The sequence below is a fragment of the Arthrobacter sp. FW306-04-A genome, from assembly GCF_044358315.1.
GTDB lineage: Bacteria > Actinomycetota > Actinomycetes > Actinomycetales > Micrococcaceae > Arthrobacter.
Map to the genome: position 1 here is coordinate 3,724,977 of NZ_CP084559.1, position 13,058 is coordinate 3,738,034.

Here is a 13,058-nt window from a genome sequence, read left to right on the forward strand (position 1 = left end):
CGGCGAGGGTTCAACGCCGGATTGATTCCTCGCCGACGAAATTATCCCTGCGTGTCGGGCAGGTGAATGACTCCAAAAGTTTCCCCCTGGGGTCCTTCCAGGATCGTCATCCGCCCGAACGGACTGTCCATGACGGGTATGACGAGGGTCCCGCCCAATTCGCGGGCTTTCGCTGCAGTGGCGTCGACGTCATCGCTGGCAAACCACGCCAGCCAGTAGTTGGGTGCACCATCGGGAAGCTGCGTGTCATGGTGGATGCCACCGACTTCTTCACCGTCCGAGAACCTCTTAAACGTTGAGTAGACAAAGCCGTCACCGTCGATGTCTTTATAACTGAACCCGAAAACCTTTGCGTAAAACTCGCGGGCTGGATCGTAGTCTCGTGTGTGCAACTCATTCCAACACAATGCCCCGTGCTCGTTGACTCGTTCTGCGCCGATGTGAGTCCCTGCCTGCCAAATGCCAAATACCGCGCCAACGTTGTCGGCAGCGATCGACATCCGGCCGGAGTCCATGACATCAAGCGGCGGAGCGATGAGACTCCCGCCCGCTGCTGCCAACTTCACCGAAGTCGCATCCACGTCGTCGGACCCAAGATAGGTGGTCCAGACCGTGGGCATCTCGGCATTCTGTTTCGGCCCTAAACCTGCTACCGACTTACCGCCAAGATGAGCGAGCAAATACCCTTCGGAATCCCCACCATTGGAGGAGTACTCCCAGCCGAACAACTCGGAGTAGAACGCCTTCGCGGCATCCAGATCAGTGACTCCAAGATCAGCCCATGTGGGCGTCCCCTCAGGCCATTTTTCAGTACGAACAGGCATCTTCACTCCTTCGACTCGCGCCACATCCCGTGGCACACCCACTGTGCGAATTCCCCGGAACCGGGAAATCAGCCTCGGGGGACACAAGGAATCCGTTCAAACTACGGACATCCTTACAGTGGCCTTAAAGCAGATTTCGTGCCGCAACTCCAATGCCGATTTTCAAGAATTCTCCAAGCTGCACGCAGACCGTCCCCTGCGAACCAAGCAGAGATCGGGGTCCTGTCGCCTCGCTTCCAGTCATGCTGCTATTGAATTCTGGAGGCGGCGCAACCAAAGGGACCGACCTCGCAGGAACGGCAGAACCCGCCCATTGCTCTACAGGCCCGTGGTCTTGCGGCGTCGCCGTTCGTTGCGGCGAAGCTGCAGGATTCTTGCCCCGCCTGCGATTGCCACGAGTATTCCACCTCCGACGGCGGCCATGAAGAAAGCGATTCCCTGGGCTAGGCGGCCTTCCCAGCCAAGGAATTTGACCGCGATCATGTCTTGGTTTTGGATGAAGAAGATTATCAACAGCACCATCACCGCAAGACCGAACGCTACGGCCGCCCAAATGACCGCTGTCCTGGTGACCTGCCTGTTTCGATCCGCACCATTGGTGATGGGTTCGGGGATTTGGCCCCCAGACGGTGATTCTGGCCGAGGAGAGGCATGTCCGGGGTCCGCGGGCTTTTCTTAAGTCATGATGCTATTCTCCCTCGTCTGAGGCTTCCCATGTCCAACGATTGGCGGCGGAGCAGTGCGGACACTGCTGATCAGCGTCGAGGCCCTCGGAACCCCCACCGGAGCTGGCGCCGCCGACGAAGGCCGGAAAGCAGGTTGGCTGACCAGGTGGAAGAGTCGAACTTCGGGACAATGACGTCATGTTCCCATGGTTGTGGACACAAGGTCCGTGGCGGTGTTCCCCGATGTGAACGCCCGGCGGCGGAGGCCGCACCAATTCCGGGGAGGAATTCCAGTGTTGTCGTTGAATGAGATGAATGCCCGGATCCGGAGTGGACACCTTCTTGTTCGCCCGGCGCAGGAGTGGGACGATCTTTCGGCAGCGCTGACGCTCGCCCGCAAGAGCAAAGACACGGATCTCGTGGAGCGCATGCAGGCCGCGCTCCTGCACTCCTGGCAAATCGTTGCAACCAAAGTCCTGGCCGATACATTCGACGCTGCCGGCATTGCTGTGACATCCGCAACCCATCCATGGGGCATCGCAACGTTCTCTGCATCCGGGAACTGTTGTGAACCTCTACTGTGCAAGGAAGATTCCGGCGACGGGCTCTCGGCAACTCCAATGCAACCGCAGTTGCTTGACTTCGAATCGGTAATGAACGGCTACGTTCGGTGTTTGAACAAACTGCAGGCAGCTTGATCTCCACTGAAGCGCCATTCCGATCGTGGCGGGCGCGGGCACGGAGACGGTGGTGTGCTCTGAAAGCGTTGGCAGACCACCGTTGCGGCCGCGGCCAGGCCCTGACGGCTCCCACAATGAGATCAAAGGACCGGGGACGGCGAAGGCGGCTGCGAACATTGTTCGCAGCCGCCTTCGTTGACCTTGCAGTCAGTGACTCGGCAGTGACTGCAAGGTACAGATCGGGGGCTGGTTAGCCTTTGAAGATCTGGCCCACGGAATAGACGGAGTCGCCGGCGATCAGGCCTGCTCCGATGAGGGAGACTTCGGTTTCTCCGTTTTGCGGCCGGTATCTGGTCCAGAAGAAACGGAAAAGCAGGGCTGCGAGGACGAGCCAGCCGGCGTTGGGGGTTCCGATGAGCAGTCCTGTTGCGAGCAAGACGCCCATTTGGCGTTTGGCGCCGCCGATGATCTGGATGATGGCTCCGGGGATGGCCCAGAGGATGAGGTTGCGGACGACGTCAGGGTTTGTCAGGCCGGCCTTGATGGTGTCCGCGTAGACCATGGCGGCGGGAGGGAGGTGTCCGGCGGTGAAGTAGGTGTTCCAGAGGAGGGCGACGAGACCGATGGCGACGGTGAAGCCGATCATGGCGGAGAGCAGTTGCTGCCGGCGGCCCTCGATTTCGAAGGCCGTATACGGCCGGTTTTCTCGGCGGAGGATCCAGCCTGCTTTGAGGTCGTAGCCCATGTCGGCGAACGCCGGGCCCGTGGCGGCGCAGTATCCGACCAGGAGTGCCAGGGGCACGGCGGGGATCTGGAGCAGCAGGCCGGCGACGAGGAAGATCAGTGTCACGGCGAAGGCGGGGAACCAGCCGGCGTGCATGGCTGCGAGGCCGACGATCAGTTCGTGGACGATCGCGGCGACGGCGGCGAAGAGGATCCAGGCGATGACTGCGGGGACGGACATATGGGTCCAGATGCCGCCGAGGGTGGCAAGGATCAGGGCGCCGGCGACGTAGAGGACGTAGCCGGAGGTGAAGGTGCGGCGCAGCTTGCCGGCGCTGACGGTAGTGACGAGGGATGGGTCTTCCGATGCTGCGGCGCGGGCCTGGGCCAGGATCTGGTCCTTCTGCCGGTCTTTGGCGGATTTTTTGTCCAGGAGGATGCGGACCGCCTGGACCAGGGCGACGATACCTGCGCCGATCATGACCCCGTGCGGGACATACATGGAGGAGAGGGTGGAGTGCAGGATCGCGGGAGCGTATTGGCTCACCAGGAGACCGGCGGCGAACATTCCCAAGGCCCAGACGTTGCCGATCAGCGCGACTCCGGCCGCGGACATGGGCAGTCCGAAGAAGGATGCTCCGACGCCGATGGCGCCTCCGGCGGCCATGAGGAGCGCCCGTTTGCCTCCTTTGTCGCCGGCGAGGATGGTTTCGGCGGCGGCCACTCCCGGAGGCCAGGCTGCGTCGGCGGGGAGGAATTTGGACCCGAAGCTCTTGTACAGGATCCAGGCGTCAATCAGCAGGCCCATTGACGCGCCGACGAGCATGGGACCGACCAGGTCGGTCCGGCCGAACGCGAAGGGGACCGCGATGGGTGTGAGAAGTGAATTTGCCGCGGCGAAGGTGGCACCGGAAATGGCACTTTGGGCGAGGTTTTGCCGGTTGATGTCGCGCATCTTGGCCAGTCCGAAGAAGGAGATCCGGCCGATGATCATGGCGATGAGCGCGCCGATGACGGAGGTGTTGGCGGAGATGCCGATGGTGGTGATCATGTGCAGGCCGATGACGGCGCCCAGGATGCTCAGGAGAACGGTGACCACCAGGGTCACGGGCTCGAAGGCTCTGGGGTGGCGTGCTGTGGTGTCGTCTTTGACATTGAGAGGCTGTGCCATGTGGAGACTATTTCTGTGAGTGGGATCGTTGAGGTCGGGTGGTTGTGGTTCTTATCGGGTATCGGGTCCGTCCGAGGCGTCCTGCCAAGAGCTTCCAGTCGTTCGTAGCCTCGAGGAGGGGACTTTCTTCCGTCCTTCCAGTGTGGTCCTTTCTTTCTCTCCGTTGTGCGGTCGGGGTTTGCACGTGTCAGCGAACGAGTTCATCGTCAATCCGAAGGGAACCTTGTCGGAAAGTTCGGCCGTGTAGTGCCCGGGCTGGCGGCGGATGATAAGAATCCCGCGGGTCCTTTCATGGATGGCGGTTTCGCGAAGTTCTCGCACGGCGGTCTCGAGTCGATCGTCGAGGTTGCGTCGGCTTGTCGCCCAGATTTCCATGCGTTCAGTGGGGGTGAACATCAGGGCCTTCCTTTTCGCTGGTTAGGTTTTCGTGTCGCTGCCAATCTCGCCGGCGGCGCGATGCCCATCGAAATCCAGTTGGTGGTTGAACCGTTGCCATCGCTTCACGTTTCGCGTTGAGGCTGATAGCGGCACCTTGGATGAAACCTCCGAATGCTTGACAATACATATGGATGTCTTGGCCCCACTCGGAAATGAAGCACGCCAGCAGCACAGCACCGTCTTTAGGCGCGGGGCGGCTCTAGCTGTCACCTGATATCAGTGTCAATGCTGTGACGGGGTTTGGGGTTGTTGCCGATGCGGGTGTTGATCTGGCTTTCTCTGCGTGGTGGCAGGCGACCATTTGCTTGTCCACGGCGCGAAGCTCGGGTCTTTGTGCCGAACAGATCTCGGTCGCGAGCGGGCAGCGGGCCCGGAACGCGCAGCCGCTGTCAGCAGGCGGCTGCCACATCTGGCTGCTGGCGGCCGGGGGCAGGCCTCCAAGCTGTGGCACGGCATCCCGCAGTGCACGTGTGTAGGGGTGTGCCGGGGATGTCATGAGTGTAGTCGTGGGGCCGGACTCAACGATTCGTCCGGCGAACATGACGTGCGAGGTGGCGCAAAGCTGTTGGACAATGGCTAGGTTGTGCGTGATCAGCAACATGCTTAGGTCATGTTCGGCTCCGAGACTTTCAAGCAGTGCGGTGATGCGGGCCTGGACGGTGACGTCAAGGGCGCTCGTGGGTTCGTCGAGGATCAGTAGTTTTGGGCTGAGCGCCAGCGCCCTGGCGATGATGACTCGTTGCCGCTGACCTCCGGAGAGTTCATGTGGCAGCCGCGTGGCCAGTTTCCCGTCGAGGCCTACGTCGGCGAGCAATTGTGCTACTCGGGAGGCCCTTGTTTCCCGGCTGGGCCGTGATTTGACGCCTTCCATCACCGATTGCTGGACCCGCATTCGCGGGTCGAGCGCCTCGTTGCCGTCTTGGAAGACGGGTTGGACTTCGGCTCGGAAAGAGGAGCGGTCCACCCGGTTCAGGCTTGTGATGTCTTGGCCGCGATAGCGGATGGTCCCGGCATGGGGGTGGATCAGTCCGAGGAGGGCACGTGCGACAGTGGTTTTCCCGGAGCCGCTTTCTCCGATGAGGCCCACGCCGCCGCGTCCGGCGGCAATGGTGATGCTGACGTCGGAGACGGCCTGAAATTTTCCGTAGCTGACCGTGATCCGTTCGGCAGACAGCAGTGGTGGGGCGAGGGGTATTTCGTTCTCGTTGATCACTTTGCACCTTCCAAGGTCGGGACCGCTGCCAATAGCTCTCGGGTATATGGCTCGGCCGGGTTTTGGAGCACTTGCTGTGCTGGTCCCGATTCGACTACTTGCCCGTCGCGCATGACGATCACTCGGTCGGCAACGGTAGAGACGAGCGCAAGGTCATGGGATACGAGGAGCAGCGCCATTCCCTGTTGTTGGCGAAGCTGTTGGAGAAGGGCCATGATCTCAGCCTGGACGGTAACGTCGAGCGCGCTGGTGGGTTCGTCGGCTGCGATGATATCGGCTCCGAGGGCGAGAGCGAGGGCGATTCCGAACCGTTGCGCCTGACCACCGGAAATCTCGTGCGGGTAACGGCGCAGAATTGATTCCTGCAAGCGGACGCTGTCAAGTGCCAGCTTGATCCGTGACAGGGCCGGCCGGCCTTTGATCCCGTGCAGGGTTAGTGCGTGTCTGAGGAGTACCCCCAATCGCATGGTGGGGTTGAGCGAGCCTTGTGGGCTTTGCATCACAAGAGCGATGCGCGCGCCGCGAAGGCTGCGCAGCTGGTTCGGGCTTGCCGCAAGAACGTCGACATCGCACACCCGCACGGATCCGCTGACGGCGCAATCCGAAGCCCTGAGCAGTCCAAGCAGTGCTAGCAGTGAAGTGGTCTTGCCCGATCCGCTCTCCCCCACGAGTGCCACACATTCACCCGGGCCCAAGTTCAGATCGGGAAGCGAGGCAACCTGGCGGCCGGAGATCGTGACTTTGAGGTCGCGGACCTCGACGAGTGCCGCAGCGCCGCGTTGCCCATCGTTTTGGGTGTTCCTGACCGGGATCATCGGAGGCCTCCTCGAGGATCAAGGGATGCACGAAGGCCTTCTCCGAGGACGTTGAATGCGAATGCCGTTATAAGGATGGCCAGGCCCGGAAAGGTCACTACCCACCAGTCGGTGGTGAACAATGTTTGGCCTTCATTGACCATGAGTCCCCATTCGCTGGTTGGTTCCTGTGCGCCAAGGCCCAGATATGACAGCGACGCGGCGGTAAGGATGACGCCGCCTGCATCCAGGGACAACTGGACCAACACTGGAGTCAGCGAGTTGGGCAGGACGTGTTGAAGGATTGTCCGTGCCGATGAGACGCCGAGGCAGCGGGCGGCATCGACATAGCTGCGCGTGCGGATTGAGGCTGCAAGCGAGGCGGTCAGCCGTGTATACCAAGGCCACCAGGTGACGGCGATGGCGATAATCGCCGTAGGGACACTGGGCTGCAGTACGACGGCCAGCGCCAATGAGAGAAGCAGTGCGGGGAAGGCGAGGAAGATATCCGTGACGCGCATGATGATGTCCCGGGTGAGACCGCCGGCGTAGCCGGCAACCACTCCGAGCAGGACACCGATCACAGCCGCTGTGGAAAGCACGGCGACGGCAATGAATAGCGAGGTTCGGGCGCCGAACAGGAGCCGGGACAGTATGTCCCTGCCGACCGCATCAGTGCCCATGATGTGGGTCCCGTTGGGCGGGCGCAGCGCCTGGGTGGCGTCGGTGGCGGTTGTGCCATCTGCCGGGAACGGGGCGATCCATGGGGCGAGTATGGCGCAAAGAACGATCAGTAGCAGCACTACCCCACCGATCCCGGTGAGCATATCGGCTCGTACCAGTCCGGCCCATTGGCTAAACCGGTTGGGGCGAAGGGCGATGGTTGAAGAGGTCATGTCAGTCTTACTCTCGGGTCGACTCCTGATTGGGCGAGGTCGACGATGAGGTTTACCAGTACGTAGACACCGGCGACAAGGAGCGTAATCCCGGCGATTGCGGGTGTGTCCGAAGAACGGATTGAGTCGACAGCGTAGCTGCCCAGACCAGGCCAGTTGAAGACGGATTCCACGAGGAAAGTGTTGACGATGGAGTAGGCGAAGATCAGTGCAATCACCGACAGGATTGGATTGAGTGCAGGCCGCAGCACGAACCGCAACACCACGGCACGTTCGGAAAACCCGAGGGCCCGTTCCATCTGGACGTGGGCTTGGGTGATCTCCTCAATGACCGCCGCCCGGGTCAGTTGTGCGATGACACCGGCCGGATAGGCGGCAACGACGAGGGCGGGAAGGATGAGATGTGCAACGACGCTGCCGAAGATTGACCAGTTTCCTGTTAACAGGCTGTCGATCAGGGTCACGTTGGTATAGAGCTGAAGCGGGCTTGTCTGGTCCAGGGCGCTGGTGTATTCGCCCGCGATCGGAAACCACTGGAGCTTTGTCGCGAAGATCTCCTGACAGACAAGCGCGAGCCAGAAGACGGGAAGCGACACGGCGAGCATGGACTGTACCCGAACCGCAGCGTCAACGGGGCGGCGCCGGTAGCGGGCGGCGAGCAGCCCGAGCGGGAGCCCGATGAGGACCGCAAGCACAAGCCCCGTAACCACCAGTTCCAATGATGCAGGCAATGCCTGGCCCAGGTCATGGAGAACCGTCTGATGGGTGTGTAGGCTCGCTCCGAGGTCCCCGCGCAGCAGATCCGTCAAGTAGTGCCCCAGCTGAACCGGCAGCGGTTCGTTGAGACCTAGTTGCTGCCGTGCCTGTTCCAACTGTTGCTGGCTCGCATGGGAGCCGACAACAGCCACGGCGGGGTCGCCGGGGACCACCCGTTGAATGGCGAAGGTCAGGATCACGACGCCGGCCACGACAAGCACCGCTTGGCCGAGCCGGCGCAGTAAATATCTCATCGTGTTCTCAGCTCCCGGGCGTCAGATCGTGAACGAAGACGACGTCGGGGTAGGCAGGGTTGTCGACGTAACCGCCCACCGAAGATGCATAGACGCGTTCGTACTTCGTTACCCAGAGTGGCGCGACGACTGCCTTGTCTTGCACGAGAGTTGCCTGCAGGGTGGCATAGGCACTTTGCGCCTGATCCCGGGAGGTTGCGGTGAGCTGCGGTATCGAATCGATGGTCGCATCTACCGACTTGTCATCGAGGTAAGTCACATTGAAGTGGGGCTGCTGTGAGCTGTGGAAGAGATTCAGGAACCAGGTGTACGGATCCGCGTAATCGGGGTACCAGCGAAACACCAAGATATCCTGCCGTGAGTCCAGGTTCGTAGACCGTGCCTGGGCCGACTGTGCATTCCATTGCATGGGCTGCGCATTCAGCTTCACCCCCAACTGGTTCAACGCCGACGTGAGCAACGTCACGAAGAGTTGCTGATCGCTGTCACCCTGGGCGTAAGTGAGGTTCAAGGTCAGCTGCTTTCCGCCCGGCCCGTAACCCGCTTCACTCAGCAACGACTTTGCCGTTTCCAGGTTTTGCCGCAACTGCAAGTCCGGGGTGTAGCCAAGCAATCCAGCCGGGATCAGCTGGCTGGCTGCGACGCCGTCGCCCTTGAGGGCCGCCAGCAACCCATCCGTGTCGATGGCTGCCTGGACCGCTTTGCGGACACGGATGTCCGCCATTGGCCCGCTGGCGGTGTTGAACATTGCCAGATCGTTCTGGAAGGAGGACGTGGAGGAGGCATGCACGCCACTGGTCGTTTGGGCTTGCTCGAAAATCTGGGGGTTGACCTTATTGAGGAAGCTAACCTCACCTCGCTGAAGGAGCTGCCAGGATGTGGTCACTTGAGGCGAGACACGGAATTCGATGTTCTGGTAGTGCTGGCCCTTCCAACTGGCCCAGTAGTCCGGAACCGCTTTGAGGCGCAGTTCCGTCGCCTGGCCCTGCTGCCACGCATCCACCGTATAGGGGCCGCTGCCCGCATCATGGCCCTTTCCGAGCCAGCTCTTCAGGTCCGTCGTACCTGCAGCATTGACGTCGTAGATGTACGCGCCGTAGTCCGATGACGCGATCAGATCCAGCGGCGCCGGATACTTCAGGTTGAAAACCAGCGAGGTCGGGCTTGCGGCAGTGATGGTGCTGACGGACGCCCAGATGTAAGCCGGGCCTCCATCCAACTTGATCGTGCGCTCAATGGATTCCTTGGCCGCCGTCGCATCCAGTGCGCGCCCGCTGTGGAACTTCGCGTTGCCGGGCAGTGTGAAGGTCCAGGTCTTGCCGTCTGCGCTGCTCGTCCATGCCGTGGCAAGCCGAGGCGATACTTTCTTCGTCGCCGGATCGTAGAAGGTCAGAGACTCATAGATGTTCTCCATGGCGATGATCTCGTTGGAGTATGAGGTCCCGGGGTCCCAGTCGGTGACCACGTTGTTGTTGGTTGCATAGACGAAGGTGCTGTTTCCCGCCGCTGAGTTGGACGCGGGCGTGCGGACCTGACCGCCCGCGCACGCGGACAGCGCCACGGCAGAGACGATCGTGAGTGCCAGCAGGGGGGCAGCTTTGCCAGGTCCGGCAGTTGCCCTTCGGGTTGGAAGCCGGTCTGTGCCCGGGTGTTTCACTGGTCTCTTGCCCAGGGTGCTCAGGACAGCGGTGACCACCCGGGTCACGGGCTCGAAGGCTCTGGGGTGGCGTGCTGTGGTGTCGTCTTTGACATTGAGAGGCTGTGCCATGTGGGACTGATTTCTGTGGGAGGGATCGTTGGGGGTGGGGTGGTTCCCGCTCAGGCCGGGGTGGTGGCTGCGGCGAGTGTTTGATCGAGGTGCTGGAGCCTGGACATGGACCCGTAGCGGGTGGTCAGCTGTGCGTAGTCTTCGTCGTCGAAGAACGCCAGCTTGTCGCGTCCGAAGTCTTTGGCCGTTTCGATGACGAACCTGACGGCTGATTCGACGCTGCCCAGGTCGGTAGCTCCGGTGGCTGATCCGGGAACGGCCGAGACGGTGGTGATGGCCAGCCCGACGACGGGCGCGGTGGTCGCGGTGCAAGGCTGAACGATGGAGTTCATGTGATAGACGTCGTTGCCGTAAGGGGTGATGTCCTGCATCGTGATCGGAAGGACCACCGGCGCCATCCCGGAGGTTTGTTCGGCGATGTCGAGCAGCGGCTCGGCCACGCGCAGTATCCACCCTTCTTTGATGGTGGGGGTGATGGCGAATCCGCGGTGGTTGCAGATGCGGTTGCCCTTCGTGGTGTCTACGGAGATGATGGCGTCCATGTCCGGGGTGACTTCGTACTTGTTGTTGATTGACATGTCGATCGAGGAACCCATGAACGGGACGGGGTCGTGGGGTTGCGTCGGGGCGTCGGGGTCGATGTGAGTGCTGACGATGACGTCGCCCTCAAGCTGGTCTCCGCGGGAGGCCATTTCCAGGAGTTTGGCCGCGGCGGCCACGACTGTCAGGGCGCCGTCGCCGTCGGAGACGAAACCGATCTTTTCCGGCCTGGCTCCCAGTCCCCCGAGCCGGCCGATGATTCCGAGGGTCGGGGCCGTGCCGCCGGCGCTCCTGCCTCTGGTTCCCGGGATGAGAACGCGGACGAAGTCCGTGGCTCCGGCGTGGCCGGCGACGGTTTCCACGAAGACATCATCGGCTCCGTGGTTCTGCCATAGATTCTTGACCGCCTCGCCGTTGGCTACCGGGCTATCCAGCAGGTCAAAGGATTCCAGAACGTGCTTCCAGGACATTATTTTTGCTCCTTTTATGGGTCAATGCAGGGTTCATTGCGGCGCCGGGGTCCCCGGCGCCGTTTTTTGTTCTTTGGGTTGGATTAGCCGAGCAGCTCCGCGGCGACGCGTGCGGCGACGGATCGTGCCAGCAGGACCTGCAGGCCGCTGGCTTTGATGACCTCGGAACGCATCCGTGCTGTGTAGCCGATGCAGTCCAGAACGATGATCTCCGCGCCGTCGGCTCTGAGTTGTTCCGCGGCTACGCTTAGGGGGGCCACGTCCGTGGAATAAGGGGTGGCTGCAGCCGTCGAGAGGGCCACCGTCTCCGGCAGCAGGGCCCGGTATTTGGCCTTCGCGTCCTCCTCCTGTTCGGCCAGGGGACAGATGATGCCGACACGGCGGCTCCGGGAGGCGACGGCGGCCAGCACATGGGCCAGGACGTGGTCCGGTTCAATCAGTGGTTTGTCGTGGACGAACTCCGGGAATGTCCCCGTGCAGGCCAGCAGGAGCACATCGGCTTCGCCCTCCAGGTCCAGAATTGCCGACTGGACCCGTCTCATCAGAGCCTCCTGGCCGATGACCGCGGCCGTCCCGTCCCGCAGGCGCGTCGTCATGACATGGTCTCCGGGTACCGGAGCAAGTTCGGCGATTTCCGACGTCGAGAGCCCGTCCAAGGCGCCTCGTTCGGCAATGCACACACCAGGAAGAAGGTCCGCGAGTTCCGGGGTGAGGTCCGTCCGCGGCGTCTGCCCGATGGTGATGACGCCCAGGGTCCGTGCGGTGCGGGCCGGGGCCGCAAGTGGCGGCATGCCGTTCATCTGTATCCTTTCCCGGCGTCCCGCCGTGTAGCCTGCTGCCGGATGTGATCTGCCCGACATTTTGGAGTGCCTCAATTAGCCCACGGGAAGCTCCCCACAAACAATCAATTCCCACTATTTGGGAGGTGGAATCTATTTTTGGGACATAAATTCGGGAATTTGCTGTTTCCGTCGCCGGTGGCCCCTATTCTTTTCCCATGACGTTGTCCCCGCAGCCCCTTCCAGGCGCCGATGCGCAGTCCCCGCTTCAGACTGTTGACCGCGCCCTGGGGATCCTCCTGTCCTTCAACGAGTTCCGCACGGACTGGGGAGTTCTTGAACTGGCCGAGACCTTCGGACTGACCAAGTCCTCCGCCCAGCGACTCCTGGCCTCCCTCGCCGCCCAAGGGTTTCTCCGCGCCGACCCGTGGACCCGCCGTTACAGCCTGGGACCTGCCATGTGGAGGATGGCTTCCCTGTGGGAACGCACGGGGGGCCTGGCAAGGCTCGCCGACACGGTCCTCACCAGGCTTTCGCAGGAAACCACCAAGACCACGTTGTTCGCTATCCCCGACGGGGCCTACGTCCGGTGCATCGCGGCCATCGACGGCCTCCACGGACCCCTCCGGGCCCATCCCCTGATCGGAGATCTGTACCCGGCCCATGCCGGGGCTACCTCGAGGTCCTATTTCGCATTCCTCAGTCCCGCCGAGCGCCGGAACCTGCTCCACGGCAGGCCGCACCCGAGATTCTCCGAACACACCGAAGTCGATGAGCAGCGCCTCGAGGCGTTGTTTGATCAAACAGTCACCGACGGCTACGCCTTCTCCGAAGGGGAATATGACCCCTCCACCAGGGCACTAGCCGTTCCGGTGCTTCTGGGGCATCGCCCGGTGGGTTCCTTGTCCATCTCCGAGAGCAAGGTCCAACAGGACGGCACAGACCTGATGGACTTCCTGACCCAACTTCTGGCAGCAGCCCATGAACTCTCCGATTTGTTGTCCAACAAGACAACCGCACCCCAACGAAACTGGCGCCACGGCAAGAGCCTGTCCAACCAAACCCGGCCACGAACGAAAGCCTGAAC

12 protein-coding genes are annotated in these 13,058 nt (G+C 61.9%); 2 read left to right on the forward strand and 10 right to left on the reverse strand.

Translation table 11 applies throughout. The features are described from left to right. Positions 1–41: 41 nt before the first annotated feature. Both LFT43_RS17360 and LFT43_RS17365 read right to left on the reverse strand, forming a co-directional pair. Positions 42–824: a VOC family protein gene (locus LFT43_RS17360; RefSeq protein ID WP_395798904.1), complete on the reverse strand. Its 783-nt coding sequence runs from the start codon at positions 822–824 to the stop codon at positions 42–44. A gap of 318 nt (positions 825–1,142) precedes the next feature. Beyond that, positions 1,143–1,346, reverse strand: coding sequence for a lipopolysaccharide assembly protein LapA domain-containing protein (locus LFT43_RS17365; protein WP_268020405.1), 204 nt, complete (start codon positions 1,344–1,346; stop codon positions 1,143–1,145). 436 nt (positions 1,347–1,782) lie between these two features. Between LFT43_RS17365 and LFT43_RS17370 the strand changes: the two genes are divergently transcribed. Further along, positions 1,783–2,187 (forward strand): hypothetical protein, encoded by a 405-nt coding sequence (locus LFT43_RS17370; protein WP_395798906.1) that lies wholly within the window; start codon positions 1,783–1,785, stop codon positions 2,185–2,187. A gap of 232 nt (positions 2,188–2,419) precedes the next feature. On the opposite strand, the gene LFT43_RS17375 is transcribed toward LFT43_RS17370, so the two are convergent. The 8 genes from LFT43_RS17375 to LFT43_RS17410 form a co-directional block, all read right to left on the reverse strand. Then, positions 2,420–4,063 carry an OPT/YSL family transporter gene (locus LFT43_RS17375; RefSeq protein ID WP_395798908.1) on the reverse strand — a complete coding sequence of 548 codons (1,644 nt, stop codon included), beginning with the start codon at positions 4,061–4,063 and terminating at the stop codon, positions 2,420–2,422. Between the two features lie 637 nt (positions 4,064–4,700). Then, positions 4,701–5,714: an ABC transporter ATP-binding protein gene (locus LFT43_RS17380; RefSeq protein ID WP_395798910.1), complete on the reverse strand. Its 1,014-nt coding sequence runs from the start codon at positions 5,712–5,714 to the stop codon at positions 4,701–4,703. Next, positions 5,711–6,529 carry an ATP-binding cassette domain-containing protein gene (locus LFT43_RS17385; protein ID WP_395798912.1) on the reverse strand — a complete coding sequence of 273 codons (819 nt, stop codon included), beginning with the start codon at positions 6,527–6,529 and terminating at the stop codon, positions 5,711–5,713. Before LFT43_RS17385 ends, LFT43_RS17380 begins: the two co-directional genes overlap by 4 nt. Beyond that, a complete protein-coding gene (locus LFT43_RS17390) occupies positions 6,526–7,404 on the reverse strand; it encodes an ABC transporter permease (protein WP_395798914.1) in 879 nt (292 codons plus the stop codon). Before LFT43_RS17390 ends, LFT43_RS17385 begins: the two co-directional genes overlap by 4 nt. Beyond that, positions 7,401–8,414: an ABC transporter permease gene (locus LFT43_RS17395; RefSeq protein WP_395798916.1), complete on the reverse strand. Its 1,014-nt coding sequence runs from the start codon at positions 8,412–8,414 to the stop codon at positions 7,401–7,403. The genes LFT43_RS17390 and LFT43_RS17395 overlap by 4 nt, the downstream gene beginning before the upstream one ends. Before the next feature lie 7 nt (positions 8,415–8,421). Next, complete coding sequence (locus LFT43_RS17400) at positions 8,422–10,182, reverse strand: ABC transporter substrate-binding protein (protein WP_395798918.1); 1,761 nt, start codon at positions 10,180–10,182, stop codon at positions 8,422–8,424. Positions 10,183–10,232: 50 nt separating this feature from the next. Next, on the reverse strand, positions 10,233–11,192 hold the full coding sequence (locus LFT43_RS17405) for a DUF1177 domain-containing protein (protein ID WP_395798920.1): 960 nt from the start codon (positions 11,190–11,192) through the stop codon (positions 10,233–10,235). A gap of 83 nt (positions 11,193–11,275) precedes the next feature. Further along, positions 11,276–11,992 carry an AroM family protein gene (locus LFT43_RS17410; RefSeq protein WP_395798922.1) on the reverse strand — a complete coding sequence of 239 codons (717 nt, stop codon included), beginning with the start codon at positions 11,990–11,992 and terminating at the stop codon, positions 11,276–11,278. Positions 11,993–12,189: 197 nt separating this feature from the next. Here LFT43_RS17410 and LFT43_RS17415 point away from each other — a divergent pair, with 197 nt between their 5' ends. Then, positions 12,190–13,056, forward strand: a complete 867-nt coding sequence (locus LFT43_RS17415; RefSeq protein ID WP_395798924.1) for an IclR family transcriptional regulator — start codon at positions 12,190–12,192, stop codon at positions 13,054–13,056. Positions 13,057–13,058 lie beyond the last annotated feature (2 nt).

Bases quoted from the DNA above. Each gene is read 5' to 3' on its own strand.
- LFT43_RS17360 (WP_395798904.1), bottom strand. From the start codon at position 824: ATGCCTGTTCGTACTGAAAAATGGCCTGAGGGGACGCCCACATGGGCT.
- LFT43_RS17405 (WP_395798920.1), bottom strand. From the start codon at position 11,192: ATGTCCTGGAAGCACGTTCTGGAATCCTTTGACCTGCTGGATAGCCCG.
- LFT43_RS17385 (WP_395798912.1), bottom strand. From the start codon at position 6,529: ATGATCCCGGTCAGGAACACCCAAAACGATGGGCAACGCGGCGCTGCG.
- LFT43_RS17365 (WP_268020405.1), bottom strand. From the start codon at position 1,346: ATGGTGCTGTTGATAATCTTCTTCATCCAAAACCAAGACATGATCGCG.
- LFT43_RS17410 (WP_395798922.1), bottom strand. From the start codon at position 11,992: ATGAACGGCATGCCGCCACTTGCGGCCCCGGCCCGCACCGCACGGACC.
- LFT43_RS17415 (WP_395798924.1), top strand. From the start codon at position 12,190: ATGACGTTGTCCCCGCAGCCCCTTCCAGGCGCCGATGCGCAGTCCCCG.
- LFT43_RS17375 (WP_395798908.1), bottom strand. From the start codon at position 4,063: ATGGCACAGCCTCTCAATGTCAAAGACGACACCACAGCACGCCACCCC.
- LFT43_RS17400 (WP_395798918.1), bottom strand. From the start codon at position 10,182: ATGGCACAGCCTCTCAATGTCAAAGACGACACCACAGCACGCCACCCC.
- LFT43_RS17395 (WP_395798916.1), bottom strand. From the start codon at position 8,414: ATGAGATATTTACTGCGCCGGCTCGGCCAAGCGGTGCTTGTCGTGGCC.
- LFT43_RS17390 (WP_395798914.1), bottom strand. From the start codon at position 7,404: ATGACCTCTTCAACCATCGCCCTTCGCCCCAACCGGTTTAGCCAATGG.